At 55.0% G+C, this 18,698-nt stretch carries 17 protein-coding genes; 3 read left to right on the top strand and 14 right to left on the bottom strand.

Translation table 11 applies throughout. The annotated features are described in order from the left end of the window. Positions 1-80: 80 nt before the first annotated feature. From acpP to yceD, 7 genes are all read right to left on the bottom strand, one after another. On the bottom strand, positions 81-317 hold the full coding sequence (gene acpP, locus OGY35_RS18580) for an acyl carrier protein (protein ID WP_000103754.1): 237 nt from the start codon (positions 315-317) through the stop codon (positions 81-83). Between the two features lie 277 nt (positions 318-594). Beyond that, positions 595-1,329: a 3-oxoacyl-ACP reductase FabG gene (fabG, locus tag OGY35_RS18575; protein ID WP_042319622.1), complete on the bottom strand. Its 735-nt coding sequence runs from the start codon at positions 1,327-1,329 to the stop codon at positions 595-597. A 12-nt stretch (positions 1,330-1,341) separates the two neighbouring features. After that, on the bottom strand, positions 1,342-2,271 hold the full coding sequence (gene fabD / locus OGY35_RS18570) for an ACP S-malonyltransferase (RefSeq protein WP_178824999.1): 930 nt from the start codon (positions 2,269-2,271) through the stop codon (positions 1,342-1,344). Between the two features lie 15 nt (positions 2,272-2,286). After that, on the bottom strand, positions 2,287-3,240 hold the full coding sequence (gene fabH / locus OGY35_RS18565) for a beta-ketoacyl-ACP synthase III (RefSeq protein ID WP_046479400.1): 954 nt from the start codon (positions 3,238-3,240) through the stop codon (positions 2,287-2,289). A 77-nt stretch (positions 3,241-3,317) separates the two neighbouring features. Further along, positions 3,318-4,394: a phosphate acyltransferase PlsX gene (plsX, locus tag OGY35_RS18560; protein ID WP_072015706.1), complete on the bottom strand. Its 1,077-nt coding sequence runs from the start codon at positions 4,392-4,394 to the stop codon at positions 3,318-3,320. Between the two features lie 80 nt (positions 4,395-4,474). Then, positions 4,475-4,648: a 50S ribosomal protein L32 gene (gene rpmF, locus OGY35_RS18555; protein WP_000290727.1), complete on the bottom strand. Its 174-nt coding sequence runs from the start codon at positions 4,646-4,648 to the stop codon at positions 4,475-4,477. A gap of 16 nt (positions 4,649-4,664) precedes the next feature. Next, positions 4,665-5,186, bottom strand: coding sequence for a 23S rRNA accumulation protein YceD (gene yceD / locus OGY35_RS18550; RefSeq protein WP_152405074.1), 522 nt, complete (start codon positions 5,184-5,186; stop codon positions 4,665-4,667). A 197-nt stretch (positions 5,187-5,383) separates the two neighbouring features. On the opposite strand from yceD, the gene OGY35_RS18545 reads away from it, so the two are divergent. Continuing rightward, positions 5,384-5,968, top strand: coding sequence for a Maf family protein (locus OGY35_RS18545; protein WP_042319634.1), 585 nt, complete (start codon positions 5,384-5,386; stop codon positions 5,966-5,968). A gap of 77 nt (positions 5,969-6,045) precedes the next feature. Here the strand turns inward: OGY35_RS18545 and rluC are convergent, their stop codons facing one another. Continuing rightward, complete coding sequence (rluC, locus tag OGY35_RS18540) at positions 6,046-6,999, bottom strand: 23S rRNA pseudouridine(955/2504/2580) synthase RluC (RefSeq protein ID WP_178823139.1); 954 nt, start codon at positions 6,997-6,999, stop codon at positions 6,046-6,048. A 572-nt stretch (positions 7,000-7,571) separates the two neighbouring features. Here rluC and rne point away from each other — a divergent pair. After that, positions 7,572-10,868 carry a ribonuclease E gene (gene rne, locus OGY35_RS18535; RefSeq protein ID WP_286633088.1) on the top strand — a complete coding sequence of 1,099 codons (3,297 nt, stop codon included), beginning with the start codon at positions 7,572-7,574 and terminating at the stop codon, positions 10,866-10,868. Positions 10,869-10,908: 40 nt separating this feature from the next. Here the strand turns inward: rne and OGY35_RS18530 are convergent, their stop codons facing one another. Then, positions 10,909-11,844: a LysR family transcriptional regulator gene (locus OGY35_RS18530; RefSeq protein ID WP_152754397.1), complete on the bottom strand. Its 936-nt coding sequence runs from the start codon at positions 11,842-11,844 to the stop codon at positions 10,909-10,911. Between the two features lie 110 nt (positions 11,845-11,954). On the opposite strand from OGY35_RS18530, the gene OGY35_RS18525 reads away from it, so the two are divergent. After that, entirely contained in the window at positions 11,955-13,148 is a 1,194-nt protein-coding gene (locus OGY35_RS18525) for an MFS transporter (protein WP_286633087.1), read from the top strand. An 83-nt stretch (positions 13,149-13,231) separates the two neighbouring features. Here OGY35_RS18525 and flgL read toward each other — a convergent pair whose 3' ends face one another. The 5 genes from flgL to flgH form a co-directional block, all read right to left on the bottom strand. Next, a complete protein-coding gene (gene flgL, locus OGY35_RS18520) occupies positions 13,232-14,185 on the bottom strand; it encodes a flagellar hook-associated protein FlgL (protein ID WP_286633086.1) in 954 nt (317 codons plus the stop codon). Positions 14,186-14,199: 14 nt separating this feature from the next. Beyond that, complete coding sequence (flgK, locus tag OGY35_RS18515) at positions 14,200-15,834, bottom strand: flagellar hook-associated protein FlgK (protein ID WP_286633085.1); 1,635 nt, start codon at positions 15,832-15,834, stop codon at positions 14,200-14,202. Positions 15,835-15,899: 65 nt separating this feature from the next. Beyond that, a complete protein-coding gene (flgJ, locus tag OGY35_RS18510; RefSeq protein ID WP_286633084.1) occupies positions 15,900-16,850 on the bottom strand; it encodes a flagellar assembly peptidoglycan hydrolase FlgJ in 951 nt (316 codons plus the stop codon). Continuing rightward, positions 16,850-17,947 carry a flagellar basal body P-ring protein FlgI gene (locus OGY35_RS18505; protein ID WP_152405082.1) on the bottom strand — a complete coding sequence of 366 codons (1,098 nt, stop codon included), beginning with the start codon at positions 17,945-17,947 and terminating at the stop codon, positions 16,850-16,852. Before OGY35_RS18505 ends, flgJ begins: the two co-directional genes overlap by 1 nt. Positions 17,948-17,959: 12 nt before the next feature. After that, positions 17,960-18,658 (bottom strand): flagellar basal body L-ring protein FlgH, encoded by a 699-nt coding sequence (flgH, locus tag OGY35_RS18500; protein WP_152405083.1) that lies wholly within the window; start codon positions 18,656-18,658, stop codon positions 17,960-17,962. Between the last annotated feature and the right edge of the window lie 40 nt (positions 18,659-18,698).

Below are 18,698 nucleotides of genomic sequence, written 5' to 3'. Positions count from 1 at the left end.
CCTCCAGGGAGGGATAATTGATTCAAGTGGGACAAAAAGATAAAACTCAGGCGGTCGAATGACCGCCTGGAGATGTTCACTTACGCCTGGTGGCCGTTGATGTAATCAATGGCAGCCTGAACGGTGGTGATTTTCTCAGCTTCTTCGTCCGGAATCTCAGTATCAAACTCTTCTTCCAGAGCCATTACCAGCTCAACGGTGTCAAGAGAATCTGCGCCCAGGTCTTCAACGAAAGAAGCATTGTTGGTAACTTCTTCCTGCTTAACGCCCAGCTGTTCGCCGATAATTTTCTTAACGCGTTCTTCGATAGTGCTCATACTCTTAAATTTCCTATCAAAACTCGCTTTCGCGATGGTTTTCGTAGTGTATAAAATGTTGAAAAATTTGCAACTAAATCCCGGCAGGTCTTACCACGATTTTACGTTATTTTGAGGCCAAGACCTATAATAACGCAAATATTTTTCTACGCGTCACCCTTCAAATTGTCTCTGTGTTGGCTGCATCCTCAATGCCTGGTCACATAGTCATCTATGCTCGCAGGCTTTTCGGTCTTGCCGCCTTGATACAATTTGGATGATTTTGCGTATCTCGTGGTTAAACCATATACATCCCGCCGTTGACGTGCAAAGTCTCACCCGTGATGTAACCTGCTTCGTCAGAGGCTAAAAATGCAACCGCACTGGCGATCTCTTTCGGATCGCCAAGACGACCTGCAGGAACTGCCGCCAACGTACCCGCACGCTGCTCATCAGTCAGCGCACGCGTCATGTCCGTTTCAATAAAGCCCGGAGCAACAACGTTCACCGTAATACCGCGGGACGCAACTTCGCGCGCCAGCGATTTACTGAAGCCGATCAGACCCGCTTTCGCCGCAGCGTAGTTAGTCTGACCCGCATTTCCCATGGTACCAACCACAGAACCGACAGTGATAATCCGCCCATGACGTTTTTTCATCATAGCGCGCATTACCGCTTTTGACAGGCGGAAAACTGATGAAAGATTGGTTTCGAGAATATCGTTCCACTCATCATCTTTCATTCGCATCAGCAGGTTATCACGTGTGATACCGGCATTATTAACCAGGATATCCACTTCACCAAATTCTGCGCGAATTTTTTCCAGAACAGATTCGATAGATGCAGGATCAGTCACATTCAACATCAGACCTTTACCCTTCGCACCTAAGTAATCGCTAATGGCCTGAGCGCCACTTTCGCTGGTCGCGGTACCGATAACGGTCGCGCCACGGGCAACGAGCGTCTCTGCAATTGCGCGGCCAATACCGCGACTTGCACCGGTAACCAGCGCGATTTTTCCTTCAAAACTCATGGTGTTCCTCTTTTATTGCGCAAGTGCCGCCGACATCGCCGCCGGTTCGTTCAGAGCCGAGGCCGTCAGGGTATCAACAATACGTTTCGTCAGGCCCGTGAGGACTTTACCCGGTCCCACTTCATACAGGTGTTCGACACCCTGCGACGCCATTAATTCGACGCTCTTCGTCCACTGTACCGGACTGTACAACTGGCGCACCAGTGCATCGCGAATGGCGTTCGCGTCAGTTTCGCACTTCACATCCACGTTGTTAATAACCGGTACAGACGGCGCGTTAAAGGGTATTTTAGCTAATTCCGCCGCCAGTTTTTCCGCCGCCGGCTTCATCAGCGCACAGTGAGACGGTACGCTCACCGGTAACGGCAGCGCACGTTTCGCACCGGCAGCTTTACAGGCTGCACCAGCACGCTCAACGGCTTCTTTATGCCCGGCAATAACGACCTGACCCGGCGAGTTGTAGTTCACCGGTGAGACGACCTGGCCTTCTGCCGCGTCTTCACAGGCTTTCGCAATGGACGCATCATCAAGACCGATGATAGCAGACATGCCGCCGGTGCCTTCCGGAACCGCTTCCTGCATGAATTTACCACGCAGTTCAACCAGACGCACTGCATCAGCAAAATTAATGACACCGGCACAAACCAGCGCAGAGTATTCACCCAAGCTATGACCCGCCATCAGCACTGGTGCTTTACCGCCCTGTTGCTGCCAGACGCGATACAGCGCAACAGACGCGGCTAACAGCGCAGGCTGCGTCTGCCAGGTCTTGTTCAGCTCTTCAGCCGGCCCCTGCTGGGTCAACGCCCACAGGTCATAGCCCAGCGCCGCAGAAGCTTCAGCGAAAGTCTCTTCGACGATGGGGTAACTTGCCGCCATATCGGCTAACATTCCAACGGTCTGGGAACCCTGTCCAGGGAACACAAATGCGAATTGCGTCATGTTTAAATCCTTATACTAGAAACGAACCAGCGCGGAGCCCCAGGTGAATCCACCGCCAAAGGCTTCAAGCAACACAAGCTGACCTTCTTTAATACGTCCGTCACGCACGGCTTCATCCAACGCGCAAGGGACGGAGGCCGCGGACGTGTTGCCGTGCCTGTCCAGTGTCACCACCACATTGTCCATTGACATGCCCAGCTTTTTGGCCGTCGCGCTGATGATACGCAGGTTAGCCTGGTGCGGAACCAGCCAGTCGAGTTCGGAGCGGTCAAGGTTATTGGCCTCCAGCGTCTCGTCGACGATGTGCGCCAGTTCAGTAACCGCCACTTTGAACACTTCATTGCCCGCCATCGTCAGATGAATCGAATTTTCCGGATTCACACGATCGGCATTCGGCAGCGTCAGCAGTTCGCCATAGCGACCGTCAGCATGCAGGTGGGTAGAGATGATGCCCGGCTTGTCGGAAGTGCTCAGCACCACGGCACCCGCACCATCGCCAAAAATAATGATGGTTCCACGATCGGTCGGATCGCAGGTGCGCGCCAGAACATCGGAACCGATCACCAGCGCGTGTTTAACCGCGCCGGATTTAACGTACATATCGGCGACGCTCAACGCGTAAGTAAAGCCGGCGCATGCTGCGGCGACGTCAAACGCCGGACAACCTTTGATACCCAGCATGTTCTGAATCTGGCATGCTGCGCTGGGGAAAGCATGTGTCGCTGAGGTGGTCGCCACCACAATCAAGCCAATCTGTTCTTTATCAATGCCTGCCATTTCCAGCGCGCGTTGGGCCGCCTCAAAACCCATCGTTGAGACGGTTTCATTCGGCGCAGCAATATGGCGTTCACGGATACCTGTACGGGTGACAATCCACTCGTCAGACGTATCGACCATTTTTTCCAGATCGGCGTTAGTCCGCACCTGTTCAGGCAGATAGCTGCCAGTACCAATAATCTTTGTATACATGTACGCTCAGTCACTTTTTGGTTATATACCGCGCATCACAACGGCTAAGAGGCTGGGGCTCTCACGCCACACCGTAATCAGTGTGGCTGTGATGTGTCGCCATTGCCAGCGTCCAGCATTGTAAATCCAGCTGGGTATACAGATTCCAGGCGAGCGGCAATTCGCTGAGGAACTTGTCGCTGCACCGCCTGCACTGCCTGTTCAATCGCGACGGTAAACGCTCGCTGATTGGCTGCACCATGACTTTTTATCACCGTGCCGCGCAATCCTAACAGACAGGCGCCATTATACTGGTCGGGGTTGAGGTGACTGAATCGCCTCGCCAGGCTTTTTTGTAACCAACGTTTTAATATCAGCAGCCACCACGACCGTTTTTTACCCTCACCCTGAGATTTCAGCAGTGAAAGGAACATTCTGACAACACCTTCCATCGTCTTTAATGTGACATTGCCTGTAAAACCATCACATACCAGAACATCCGTTTTCCCCGTCAATAACTCATTGGCTTCAAGATAGCCGATGTAATTGATGGAAGGGATTGTTTTTAGCACCACAGAAGCATCCCGAATACTGTCGAGACCCTTGGTTTCTTCTTCACCGATGTTGAGCAAGGCCACGCGAGGGTTGTTGATACCGACCACTTCTTCCGCAAGCACCGAGCCCATAATGGCAAATTGCACCAGCATGTTGCTGTCGCAATCGACATTTGCCCCCAAATCGAGGACCACCGTCTTTCCTTTCTGCTGGTGAGGTAAAACCGTCACCAACGCAGGACGCTCAATACCGTCCAGCGGTTTGAGCAATAATTTTGCAAGTCCCATGAGCGCCCCGGTATTCCCGGCGCTGACACAGGCTTGTGCTCGCCCTTCTTTCACGAGTTCCAGCGCCACACGCATCGAGCTACCGCGACTGGCGCGGATTGCCTGCGAAGGCCGGGCATCACTGGCGATAACTGACTGTGCAGGGATAATCTGCAGACGCGAACGTTGTTCAAAGTCAGCTTTAGCGAGTAATGGCGTGATTGTATCGGGATCCCCGACTAAAAGAAGTGTGAGTTGTGAATTAGAATTCAGTGCCTGCAATGCTGCAGGCACTGTCACGGAAGGGCCAAAATCGCCCCCCATGACATCTAACGCCAGGGTTAGACGTGTCAAAGTCGTTTCGCCGCCTGGTTTGGTATTTCCCCGTAGCAACGGGGAAGTTCCTCACTAAGCTTCATCACGCGGATGCGTGATTACTTAGCGATTACCTTGCGGCCACGGTAGTAACCGTCGGCAGTGATGTGGTGACGCAGGTGTTTTTCACCAGAAGTTTTGTCTACAGACAGGCTGGTGACTGCGGTCAGAGCGTCATGAGAACGACGCATGCCACGTTTGGAACGGGTTGGTTTATTCTGTTGTACGGCCATGGACCTTACTCCTCAATTACTTACGCTTTAAGCTGGCTAATACGGCAAATGGGTTTGGTTTTTGCGCTTCATCAGGCAGTTCACCAAAGACCATGTCCGCCTCGGACACTTCACAGTGTTCAGAATCATGCACCGGAACTACCGGCAAGGAGAGGATAATTTCATCTTCCACCATTGCAAGCAGATCGATTTCACCGAATTCGTTAACCTCAATCGGCTCATACGCTTCCGGGAGTGCTTCAGCCTGTTCGTCAGAACGAACCGGACTGAAACAATACGTTGTGTGAACATGATAAGGAAACGGCTTCCCGCAACGCTGACATTCGAGCGTTACCGAAACCTTTGCATCACCGGTAATAACGGCAAGACGTTGGTTATCGATAGCGAACGACATGGAGCATTCCACATCACTGTCCACACTGACTACAGAATCGGCGACGCGCTCTACCAGATCAGAAGTATAGATACCTTCATAATCGAGGCGTTTTTGAGCCGTACGAACCGGATCAAGAGTCAGGGGTAATTTTACCTTTTGCATAGGGCGCGCATATTAACTTTGTAACGTCATATAGTCAAAGAAAAAGGCAGCCTGCGGTTGCCTTTTGCCAATAATTCGCACACATTGCGGTTTACAGACTTATTTTCGCTCAGGTGACGCCAAAGTGGCATACCTGAAGGACGAAGAGCATAGTTTAAAATGGCTCTCATCAATACGCTATATCTGGTGGAAAAAATATGCCTAATCTCATTCTTGCCTCCACATCTCCCTGGCGCCGCGCCCTGCTGGAAAAACTGGCGATGCCCTTTGAATGCGCGGCCCCTGAGGTAGACGAAACGCCAATGCCCGCGGAGAGTCCTCGCCACTTAGTCACTCGCCTTGCGCAGGAGAAAGCACAGTCACTGGCTCACCGTTTCCCTGCACATCTTATTATTGGTTCCGATCAGGTATGCGTGCTGGACGGCGAGATCACCGGTAAACCCTTAACGGAAGAGAAAGCCTGCCAGCAGCTCGCCAAAGCCAGCGGCAATATCATTACGTTCTATACTGGTCTGGCGCTGTATAACTCTGCGACGGGACATTTACAGACGGAGGTGGAGCCGTTTGACGTTCATTTCCGCCATCTCAGCGAGACGGAAATTGAAGACTACGTGCGCAAAGAGCGCCCGCTACACTGCGCAGGGAGTTTTAAAAGCGAAGGACTGGGGATTGCTCTCTTTGAACGGTTGGAAGGTCGCGACCCCAACACGCTGATTGGTTTGCCGCTGATCGCGCTGTGTCAGATGTTACGTCGGGAAGAGATGAACCCGCTCAAAGCATAACCGTGTCTTGCCTGATGGCGCTACGCTTATCAGGCCTACGCATGATTTGTAGGCCTGATAAGTTGCGTTCGCGGCAATCAGGCGGGTTTACGTAACGCCTGCAAGCAACGCTTCAACCGATCGTCCATCGGCGCTTCGATGCGCAATACCTCACCGGTACCTGGATGGGTGAACTTCAGCGCTGCCGCATGCAGGAACAGACGCGATAAGCCGGTTCCCGCCAGTTGTTTATCGAACTCGCGGTCACCGTAGCGATCGTCAAAAGCAATTGGATGCCCCGCATACTGGGTGTGGACTCGGATCTGGTGCGTACGGCCGGTCACCGGGCTACAGCGAACAAGCGTAGCAAAGGCGTAGCGCTCTTCTACTTTAAAGCGCGTTTCCGACGGTTTGCCTTCCTGATTCACCCGCACAATGCGTTCGCCGCTTTGCAGAATGTTTTTCAATAAAGGTGCCTGAACCGTTTTGACATGCGACTGCCACTGCCCGCGTACCAGAGCGAGATAATCTTTCTGCATCCCCTTTTCACGCAGTTGCTCATGCAGCGAACGCAGTGCCGATCGTTTTTTCGCCACCAACAGCACACCAGACGTATCGCGGTCAAGGCGGTGTACCAGTTCGAGGAAACGGGCTTCAGGACGCAGGGCACGTAACCCCTCAATCACGCCAAAGCTTAACCCGCTCCCTCCATGCACAGCGGTTCCCGACGGTTTATTCAGCACCAGGATATGGTCGTCTTCATAAAGGATGACGTCAGCCAGCGCCGCCACTTTTTGCAGATGCGGTGAAACGGCCTCGTCTTCACGCTCAGCCACGCGCACTGGCGGAATACGCACTTCATCGCCCGCTTCCAGTTTATATTCGGGTTTGATGCGTTTTTTATTCACCCGCACTTCGCCTTTACGCAAAATGCGATAAATCATACTTTTCGGTACGCCTTTGAGCTGCGTGCGCAAAAAGTTATCAATGCGTTGCCCCGCTTCGTCAGCAGTAATAGCAACTATTCTTACGGATGGAGTCTCTGTTTTCATGGGGGCCGATTCTAAATAGCCATAAGGATTAGCGCCACTCATTTTTCTATGCTTATATTTATCTTTATCCTTCTTCACTCACGTGCTTCATGACTGATTTGGTGGTTATTAAACCAATCACCGCGCAGAAGTGAAAAAACTGTGAGTAAGCGGGTGATAAATGGTAAAAGTCATCTTGCTATAACAAGGTTAGCAGTGGAATAATGTCACCGCTTCCGTGCTGAATCTTGTTAAAACAAGGAATTTTACGGAAAGACCCATTTTGTCCGAACGATCATCCACGCAGCAATGGCGTAAGACGTATTGATCTTTCAGACAGTTAGCGGGCTGCGGGTTGCAGTCCTTACCGGTAGATCGGATCTTCTCTGGAGAGTAATACCCAGGCGGTTCCCCTGATAATTGCGCTGCGTTTCCGTATGAAACGCAGGCAACCGACACTCTGCGCCTCTTTGAGCTGACGATAACCGTGAGGTTGGCGACGCGAATAGACACGAGGCCATCGGTTCACACCCGGAAAGGCAATACTCTGCCCGCAGCTTAGTCGTCAATGTAAGAATAATGAGTAAGTTACGATGAAAAGAATGTTAATCAACGCAACTCAGCAGGAAGAGTTGCGTGTTGCCCTTGTAGATGGGCAGCGTCTGTACGACCTGGATATTGAAAGTCCTGGACATGAACAGAAAAAAGCGAACATCTATAAAGGCAAAATCACCAGTATTGAACCGAGTCTGGAAGCCGCTTTTGTTGATTACGGCGCTGAACGTCACGGTTTCCTCCCGTTAAAAGAAATTGCCCGCGAATATTTCCCCGCCAATTACAACGCTCATGGTCGTCCAAACATCAAAGATGTGCTGCGCGAAGGCCAGGAAGTTATCGTTCAAATTGATAAAGAAGAACGCGGCAATAAAGGCGCTGCGCTGACCACTTTTATCAGCCTGGCGGGCAGCTATCTGGTTCTGATGCCAAACAACCCGCGCGCGGGTGGCATCTCTCGCCGCATCGAAGGCGACGACCGTACGGAACTGAAAGAAGCGCTGGCAAGTCTTGAACTGCCTGATGGCATGGGTCTTATCGTGCGCACCGCGGGCGTCGGCAAATCTGCCGACGCGCTGCAATGGGACTTAAGCTTCCGTCTGAAACACTGGGAAGCCATTCAGAAAGCGGCTGAAAGCCGCCCTGCTCCGTTCCTGATCCACCAGGAGAGCAACGTGATTGTTCGCGCCTTCCGCGACTATCTGCGTCAGGATATCGGTGAAATCCTCATCGATAACCCGAAAGTGCTCGAACTGGCGCGCCAGCATATTGCGGCGTTGGGTCGTCCCGATTTCAGCAGCAAAATTAAGCTCTACACCGGTGAAATCCCGCTGTTCAGCCACTATCAGATTGAGTCGCAGATTGAGTCCGCCTTCCAGCGTGAAGTGCGTCTACCTTCCGGCGGCTCCATTGTTATCGACAGCACTGAAGCGTTAACCGCCATCGACATCAACTCCGCTCGCGCAACCCGCGGCGGCGATATCGAAGAAACCGCGTTTAACACTAACCTGGAAGCGGCCGATGAGATCGCTCGTCAGTTGCGTCTGCGCGACCTCGGCGGTCTGATTGTTATCGACTTCATCGACATGACCCCGGTACGCCATCAGCGTGCGGTGGAAAATCGTCTGCGTGAAGCCGTTCGTCAGGATCGTGCGCGTATTCAGATAAGCCATATTTCTCGCTTCGGCCTGCTGGAGATGTCCCGTCAGCGCCTGAGCCCGTCGCTGGGCGAGTCCAGCCATCACGTTTGCCCGCGCTGTAGCGGCACCGGCACCGTGCGTGATAACGAGTCGCTGTCCCTGTCTATTCTGCGTCTGATTGAAGAAGAAGCGCTGAAAGAGAATACCCAGGAAGTCCACGCGATTGTGCCTGTACCGATTGCCTCTTATCTGCTTAATGAAAAGCGTACAGCCGTTAATGCGATTGAAACCCGTCAGGATGGCGTGCGCTGTGTGATCGTGCCAAACGATCAGATGGAAACGCCACACTACTCCGTGCTGCGCGTGCGTAAAGGCGAAGAGACGCCGACCCTGAGCTACATGCTGCCGAAGCTGCATGAAGAAGCGATGGCGTTACCGTCTGAAGAAGAGTTCGCTGAACGTAAACGTCCGGAACAACCCGCCCTCGCCACTTTTGCGATGCCGGAAGTTCCGCCTGAGCCAACGCCTGCCGAACCGGTAGTGAAAGCCGCTGCGCCGAAGGCCGTCGTTGCGCCAACAGCGCCTGCTGAACCGGGCCTGTTGAGCCGTTTCTTTGGTGCGCTGAAATCGCTGTTCAGCGGTAGCGAAGAAGCGAAACCCGCCGAGCAGCCTGCACCGACCGTTACAGAGAAGCCGGAACGTCAGCAGGATCGCCGTAAGCGTCAGAACAACCGCCGCGACCGTAACGATCGCAGTGAACGTCGTGACAGCCGTGATAACCGCGATAATCGTGGCGAACGTTCAGAGAGCGGTGAAAACCGCGACGAGAACCGCCGCAATCGCCGCAACGCGCAGCAGAATACCGAGACCCGCGATAACCGTCAGCCGTCTACCGACGCCGCGGATAAAGTGAAGTCCGGTGATGAGCAGCAGCAACCGCGTCGCGAACGCAACCGCCGTCGCAGCGAAGACAAACGTCAGGCTCAGCAAGAAGTGAAAGCGCTGAATCTTGACGAGCAGCAGACCCCGGAGACAGAACAAGAAGAGCGCGTTCGTCAGCCTCAGACGCGCCGTAAACAGCGTCAGCTGAGCCAGAAAGTGCGTTACACCAGCAATGCCTCTGAAGCGGAAGTGGTGGAAACCGCCGCAGAAGAGAACGTGACCGCACCGGTCGTAGAACAAACTGCGCCGACGCAAAGCACTGAACTGGTGAAAGTGCCATTGCCTGTTGTGACAGAAGTTGCCTCTGAGCAGGATGACAACGGTGAAGCACGTGATAACGCCGGTATGCCGCGTCGTTCCCGTCGTTCCCCACGCCATCTGCGCGTGAGCGGTCAGCGTCGTCGTCGTTACCGTGATGAGCGTTACCCGCTGCAGTCACCGATGCCGTTGACGGTTGCTTGCGCTTCTCCGGAAATGGCGTCCGGCAAAGTGTGGATCCGCTATCCGGTAGCACGTCCTCAGGACGCGCAGCCAGAAGCACAGGAAATCGAACAGGTGCAGGCACAACCCGTTGTGTCCGAACCGCAAGCGGTAGCCGCTGTCGTTGAAACCGTTGCCGCGGTCGAACCGACTGTTGAAACGGTAGTTGAAACGATAGCAACAGAAGCACAGGTTCAGGCTGAAGCGGTGGTTGAGACCTCGCATCCGGAAGTGATTGCCGCCCCGGTTGTTGAGCAACCGCAGGTGATTACCGACGCCGATGTCCCGGTCGCCGAAGAGGTTGCCGCTCAGGCAGAACCGGTCGCTGAAGCTCAGGAGACCGCTTCGGAGGTTGAAGAGACGTCTGAAATCGTCGCGGTAGAACCCGAAACGGTGGTGGAAGAAACTGACGTTGTGGCGGTTGAACCTGTCGCCGTTGAACCTGTTGCCGTTGAACCTGAAGTAGTTACAGAGCCTGAAGTGGTCGCCGAACCGATTGAAGCGCCAACAATGCCTGCACCGGTCGCCGAAACCGTTGACGTTACACCGGTCACTGAAATCGCGACACCAATAGCAGCAGAAACTGTTGCTGAACATAGCCATGCAACCGCACCGATGACCCGCGCACCTGCGCCGGAATACGTGCCGGAAGCGTCGCGCCACAGTGACTGGCAGCGCCCTGCTTTCGCCTTTGATGGCAAAGGTGCCGCAGGCGGTCACAGCGCAACGCATCATGCGTCCGCCGGACCGACCCGTCCTCAACCTGTCGAGTAAAATCGATAGCGTAAAAAGCCGACCTCCGGGTCGGCTTTTTTTATTCCACTTCCGGTCGCCGCATTCCTGCCAGTTCCGGCATCACCTTTTTCATCAATTCCAGAAATTTACGCAGACGAGTGGGATAATAACGCGCCCACGGGTAGACCAGATGCACCGGCAAAGGTGCGGCCTGCCAGTCAGGCACTAATTCGACGAGTCGCCCTTGCGCGATATCTTCTGTCACCGTCCAGCTTGACACCACTACCACGCCTAACCCCGCCAGCGCGGCATTGCGCGCTACGTAGATACTGTCGGTACTCAGTCGCGGCGTAATCGGAAAGGTCACCGGTTCCCGGCGGTATTGATGGGTGAGCGAAACATTGTGCTGGTAGAACGTATTGACGGCAATCCAGGGCAGTGACGATAGCTGTTCCGGCACAGCAATGGTATCAAACTGCGCCAGCAGCGCAGGTGCTGCGACCACACTACGAGGAACTTCCGCTAACAGCACAGAAACCGTCGCCGGATCGACCTCCGCACCGACGCGGACCGCACAGTCGATATTGTCACTGAGAAAATCGACCGTCTTGTCATTGAGCATCCACTCCACCGACAGATTGGGATAGCGCGCTAAAAAACGCAGTAACGGCGTGAGGAGCTGTTGCTGACCAAAGGCATGCGGTGCCCGTACCCGCAGCATCCCGACGGGTTCGTCTTCCGTCACGTTGAGACCGTCTTCCAGCGCCAGCCAGGCATCAATAATATGTTTGGCATGCTGATACCCGCGCTCACCGTCGTCAGTCAGTTTCATGGCGTGTGTAGTGCGTAATACCAGCTTTACCCCCAGCATCGCCTCCAGCGACTGCAACCGTCGGCTGATCGTCGCCTGGGTGGTGTTTAACTGTCGGGCAGCCGCTGACAGCGAACCGGCCTCCACAATGCGCACAAACGTCCGCATCAGTTCCACCCTGTCTATACGTTCATTCTTTATCATTATCTGAATGCTCATACACCTTACGTATAACAGTTTTACCACTTCGCTGGCTACCAGGCCACCGCTGTTCAGAGAAAAATAGCCCCACACCTGTGATTGAGGATTTTGAAATGAACACACCGTCTCGTTGGCTCATCTTTGTTCTGGCGCTGGGCGCGGGTTTTAGCGTTGCCGCCATCTACTATGCGCAACCGTTATTGCCGTTAATGGGGGCCGATTTGGCACTCAGCATCACCGGTATGGGTCTGGTACCCACGTTAACGCAGGCTGGCTATGCGTTGGGGATCCTGTTTTTGTTGCCGCTTGGAGACCGCTACGATCGACGGACGCTTATCCTGGCGAAAAGTGCGGTACTCGCCCTGCTGTTGCTGACCTGTAGCATCACCGGGCAGTTGCATTCCCTGCTGACGGTAAGCCTGTTACTGGGGATGGCCGCCACGATGGCGCAGGATATCGTCCCGGCAGCGGCCATTCTGGCCCCCGAAGGTAAGCAGGGAAAAACGGTAGGAACGGTGATGACCGGCCTGCTGCTGGGCATTTTGTTGTCACGTACCGTGAGCGGTCTGGTCGGGGAAGCCTTTGGCTGGCGAGAAATGTATCAACTCGCGGCGCTGAGTATTGCGCTGGTGGGCGTGCTGCTATGGAAAGTCCTGCCCCCGTTCGCCGCCCACTCCACGCTGCGCTACCCCGCGCTGATGGTGAGCCTGGCGCAACTATGGCGTCGCTATCCGGCACTGCGTCGTGCCGCCCTGGCTCAGGGTTTTCTGTCCGTCGCGTTCAGCGCGTTCTGGTCAACGTTGGCCGTAATGCTCGCCGAACATTATCGGATGGGCAGCGCCGCCGCAGGCGCATTTGGTATCGCCGGGGCAGCCGGGGCGCTGGCTGCACCGCTGGCAGGCCATCTGGCGGATAAAGTTGGGGCAGAAAAAGTAACACAACTGGGAGCATTACTGGTGACCGTCTCTTTTGCGCTGATGTTCCTGCTACCCACTTTACCCGTGCACGGTCAGTGGTTGCTCATTGCGCTCTCCGCCGTCGGGTTTGACCTGGGACTGCAATCGAGCCTCGTGGCACACCAGAACCTGGTGTATAGCCTGGAGCCACAGGCCCGGGGGCGCCTGAATGCGTTGCTGTTCAGCATCGTGTTTATCGGTATGGCGTTAGGTTCCGTGCTCGGCAGTCAGGTCTATGAGTTGGCGAACTGGCAAGGTGTCGTCACGCTGGCCACGCTCAGTGGGGCCATTGCGCTGGTCATCAGACTGGCGGGGAAGCGGTCATCTGCCCATCTGCGCGTTAGCGTATAACCGGCAAAAAAATGCCCGCTCCGGGGTGAGTTGGAGCGGGCAGACAAAACATACCCAGTTTCATGATATGTTTCAAATCGGTATTAACGGTTGAGCTGGAACAGCGACATCCCCTGCATATCGGTAAAGGCTTTATAGGATGCCTGGAGCGCCGCCTGCTGCATGACATACGACGAAATCGCCGCGTTCCAGTCCACATCCACCAGATTACTCATCTGCTGCGTTTGCCCTAATGCACGATCGGTTCCCAACGAATCCAGTGAACTCAACTCACTCAGTTGGGTACCCAGTTCCGCACGGACGCTCAGTACGTTGTTGAGTGAGTTCTTCAGGCCACGGTTGGTTTTATCAATCACCGCTTTCGCCTGCTCTTTCAGCGTTGCATCATCACCCACCGGCGATTTCAGTGACTCAATCGCCGAATCCAGCATTTTAAACAGGCTGGTTTCGGACGTCCCGTTGTTGGGTTCCGGAACCGCATTACTGGTGATGGTGTCGAAAATTTTATTGCCGGTGTGGCCGATGATCATCGTGCGGGAAGCATCGACCTGTTGAGTGATGCTATCGGTACCGCCGCTGTAGGTTCCGTCAGCCTGAGCAAACGGCGCCGTTTCCGTTTTATAACCGGCAAAAATATAGCGCCCGTTACCGTCGGTGCTGTTTGCCAGGTTCATCAACTGATCGCGGATCCCCTGTAAATCAGTCGCCAGCGAGGCGCGGTCATCGTCGCTTAACGTCCCGTTACCGGCACTGACGATTTTTTCCTGCGCGCTCTGAATCGCGGTTGTCACCTGGCTCAGTACGTTCTCTTCCAGCGAAACCTTCTGCGTGGCGAAGGTTCGCGCCAGGGCGAACTGGCTGTTCTCCGCCTGCGCCTGTGACAGCACCACGGCCTGTGAGGCGGCGATAGGATCGTCAGACGGATTGATCACCCGCTTCCCCGTCGACATCTGCTCACCGTACTTCATCCATTCCGCCTGGGAATTGGTGATACCGAGCATGTTCTGCTGGTACATCATTTGGGTACTGATACGCATCGTTTCCTGCTCCCTTAGCGGATATTCAGCAGTGCATCAAACAGAGAGTTGGCGGTTTGCAACACCTGGGCATTAGCCAGGTAATACTGCTGGAAACGTTGCAGGTTGCCGTACTCTTCGTCAAGGTTGACGCCGGAAATAGACTGTTGCTGTTTGGTTAACTGCGTCACCACGTTGCCCTGGGTGGTGCTGCTGGTTTTCAGCGTCGCGGTTTTGCTACCCACATTACTTACCAGCGTGGCATAGGCGTCGTTAAACGATTTTGAGCCGCCCACGGTGGTGTCGTTCTTTTGCAGATCCAGCAGCGCCTGGCCGTTGCGGTTGTCGCTTTCACCGGCCGTTGCGTCCTTCGCCATCGCAATTTGCGATTCGTTAGTCACCAGAACGCCCATATTGATGATGGCGTCGCTGACCGGCTTGACGATGAAGCTGTCATTTTTAGCAGGGTCAACATCGATGCTAATCTCCAGGCCATCGAAGGTCAGTTTGCCCGCGTCATCGGTGGCTTCAAAACTGGTGCCATCAGCAAGACGTGTGACCTGCCATTTGGCCCCGTCGTAGACCATCTTATAATCGGTCGCCTGGACTTCTGAAGCAGTCTTCACTGTCGCGGAGATGCTGCCCGTATTCTTGCTATTTCCATACACAGCCGGGTCGCCGATACTGAAGAAATCGACATTATTTTTGCCGTTCGCATCATACCCCTCGCGGTGCTGCTGGTTAAACGCGTCAGCGAATGCCAGCGCCAGTTGTCCCAGCGTATTGCGCGTCTGATCCAGATCCTGAGAACGGAAGGTCAGCAGACCGCCGAGCGAACCGGTCGTGATCAATTTTTCCGGAATTTCGATATTGCCCGCGATGGAATCCACATAGGCAACGGTGGTACGCGAAGGATCGGCCTGCGACTGAACTGCCGCTAACTGGCGCGCATTGCTGCCCTGTACCAGTGAATAGCCGTTCGCCATGGTGATGTTATAGGTGCCGCCATCCTGCACGCTCACCTCGACACCGACGATTTTGTTCAGCTCGCTGACCAACTGGTCGCGCTGATCAAGCAGGTCATTCGGCGACGCCCCTGCCCCCACGCCGGTCAGACGCGAGATCTGGTCGTTCAGGCTGGCAATCTGCTTACTGTAGTTGTTGATCTGATCGACGCTGGAACCGATCGCGATATTGACCTGTTTGTCCTGATCGCGCAGATACTGGTCGGTCGTTTTAAACTGGTTAACCAGCCCGTTGGCTTTACCAATCAGCGTCTGACGCGCCGCCGGATCTTCGGCGTTACTCACCAGCGTTTGCAGGCTGGTGAAAAAATCCTGCATTGACACGGAGACAGAACTGGTTTTGCTGGCCAGCAGATTATCGACTTTGGACATCTGCTCATAACGGGTCGTCAGACCGCTGCTCTGATTCTGCGCCGCACGCAGCTGATTGGTAATGAACGAATCGTATTCGCGCTGTACACCCGAAACATAGACACCATTGCCCACCCAACCACCGGCACCCAGCGTGCTATTGGCTTGCGCCATAATGGTCGTCTGACGGGTATAACCCGCAACGTTATAGCTGGAGATGTTGTTACTGGCAGTATTCAGCGCCGCCTGAGCCGCGCTCAGCCCACTCATGGCGTTATTAATCAAGCTGGACATGGAAGTTCCTTTTAATCCTTCAGTTACAAATTATTATCGGCAGCAGGTCGTGGGACTTGAGCCCTTTAGAAGAGATTGTCGAGATTCGTACTGTAGGCGTTGCTCACCTTCTCGCTCATCGACTTCAGCTGTTGGATCATGCTGGTCAATTTACGCGCATAGTTCGGATCGGTGGCATAGCCCGCGCTCTGCAATGCCTGTGCGCCCTGCTCCGCCGTGACCGCCGTGGTCACGGCAGCGTAGCGCGGATTACGGGTCAGCAGACCAACGTAATCCGACAGCGCTTCGAGATACGAGCTGTACACGCGGAACCTGGCCTTCACCTTTTTCGCTTCGCCGTTTTCATATTCAGTGGTAGTGATTTCCGTCACTGGCCCTTTCCAGTTGCCGGAGGCCTTCACGCCAAACAGGTTGAAGCTCGGCTCGCCGTTTTCCCGGCGAATCTGCCGCTGGCCCCAGCCCGATTCCAGCGCCGCCTGCGCCAGAATCAGGTGATGCGGTACGCCGCTCTGTTCACTGGCCAGACGGGCCGGAAGGGACAACTGGGCGAGGAAGTCTTTGCTGTCGCCGGAGAGCGGTTCATCATTGCTCTCCAGCGTTCTCGGCATCGCTTTACGCACCAGTTGCGTCAGCGCCTGATTCTGATAACTGGTCACCGTTTCCAGCGGGAACTTCATCGGCACCTGCGGGGTATCTTCCGCTGGCTGCGTCTGCCCCTGCGTCATCTGCTTAACCATCATTTCCGCCAGCCCCAGTCCTTTCCCGGCGGTCATCTGCTGCGCAATCTGCTGGTCATACATGCTGGTATACAGGCGCGTCTGATCGCTGCTGAAGACGCCGTCTTTCGGCAACGCTTCGCGCATGCTTTTCAGCATCATCTGGACGAACATCCCTTCCACCTGCCGGGCCACCGGACGGATGTTCGCCGCCGGATCCTGACCCGCTTTCGCCTTCAGTTCGTTCAGCGATTGTGCATCCCAGGCGGCGCTGGCCATCAGTTTGCTGTCGCTAATCATCAGATGATTTCCAGTTTCGCGCGTAAGCAACCGGCGCTCTGCATGGACTGCAGAATTGACATCAGATCCATCGGCGTTGCCCCCAGCGCATTCAGCGCACGGACCACGTTGTTCAGATTGGCACTGGAGCGGACGCTTTGCAGCGAACCACCGCTCTGGCGCAGATCGATCTGCGTTTGCGGCGTAACCACCGTCTGACCGCCGCCAAACGGCGTATCCGGCTGGCTTACGTTAGCCTGACGGTTAACGGTGACGGAGAGATTCCCCTGCGCAACGGCACAGCTATCCAGCATCACTTCGCGGTTCATCACCACTGAACCGGTACGTGAGTTGATCACCACTTTCGCATCCTGCGGCGTCATGCTCACCTCCATGTTCTGGATATCCGCCAGGAAGCGAACCTGAGAACTGTTGCCGCTCGGCACGCGAACCTGAATCGTACGCGCATCCAGCGCGGTGGCGCTGCCAAAGCCGCGCGACCGGTTGATGGTGTCAGCAATTTGCTGCGCCATGGTGAAATCTTCATTATTCAGTTGCAGGTTCAGCGTGTTACCCGCGCCGAACTGGCTGGGCAACTCACGTTCAATCGTGGCTCCGTTGGTGATTCGACCGCCGTTAAGCTGGTTCACCTGCACGCTGCTGCCCCCCGCAGACGCCCCGGCGCCGCCGACTAAAATATTCCCCTGCGCCAGCGCATATACCTGGCTGTCGACCCCTTTCAACGGCGTCATCAGCAGCGTACCGCCACGCAGACTTTTGGCGTTCCCCAGCGAAGACACCACCACGTCGATGGTTTGTCCCTGGCGGCCAAAGGCCGGGAACGAGGCGGTAACCATCACCGCCGCGACGTTTTTCAACTGCATGTTCGTCCCGGTCGGCACAGTGATCCCGAGCTGCGAGAGCATGTTGTTCAGGGTTTGTGTGGTAAATGGCGTCTGGGTGGTCTGGTCACCGGTCCCGTCCAGCCCCACCACCAGGCCGTAGCCAATTAACGAGTTTTCACGCACGCCCTGCACGCTGGTCAAATCGCGGATACGATCGGCGTGCGCCAGCGTGGCGACGAGGACCAGAACCAGTCCAACAACAGATTTCAACATGGGAGACCTCGCTTACATCGGCGACAGGTTAAGGAAGAAACGCTGGAGCCAGCCCATATTTTGCGCTTCGTTGATGTAGCCGTTACCGACATATTCAATACGTGCATCCGCAACCTGCGTTGACGGAACGGAGTTGCTGCCGCTGATGGTGCGCGGATTCACAACCCCGGAGAAGCGGATGAACTCAGTGCCCTGGTTAATGGCGATCTGTTTTTCACCCACGACATGTAAATTGCCGTTAACCAGCACCTGATCGACGGTCACGGTCAGCGTGCCGCTAAAGGTATTGCTGGCGTTGGCCCCGCCCTTACCGTTAAAGGTGTTACCGCCGGAAGCCTCGACGTCCGCTCGCGCGTTGCCGAATAACCCTTGCAGATAGCGCGGAACGGTATCAAAGCCAAAGTTAGTTTTGCCATCGCGACTGGCGTTGGCGGAAGAGCTCTTACTGGCGCTGACGTTTTCCTGCAGTACGATGGTCAGCGTATCGCCGATGTTGCGCGGACGACGGTCTTCAAACAGTGGCTGATAGCCATAGTTGATGGGCTGCGCGGACTGAAAAATCGAACCATTTGCCACCGGCGTCGGGCCAGGAATAGGCTGCGCCGTGGTCGCGCCCTGGACGAGCGGAGTGGAAGGTATCCAGGCACATCCTGACAGTGAAACCACCAGCAGGGCCATGATCGGGTAAGCGTGCGCAGCGTTTTTTTGCATTGCCTTTATCTTCTGAATCAGGGTGCCGGTGAAGCGAAAG

It is taken from the genome of Citrobacter sp. Ct235 (genome assembly GCF_030332305.1).
In the GTDB taxonomy this organism is placed as follows: domain Bacteria; phylum Pseudomonadota; class Gammaproteobacteria; order Enterobacterales; family Enterobacteriaceae; genus Citrobacter_A; species Citrobacter_A telavivensis.
The sequence above is the reverse complement of the archived record's forward strand: the minus strand, read 5'-3'. Positions and strand labels throughout refer to the sequence as shown.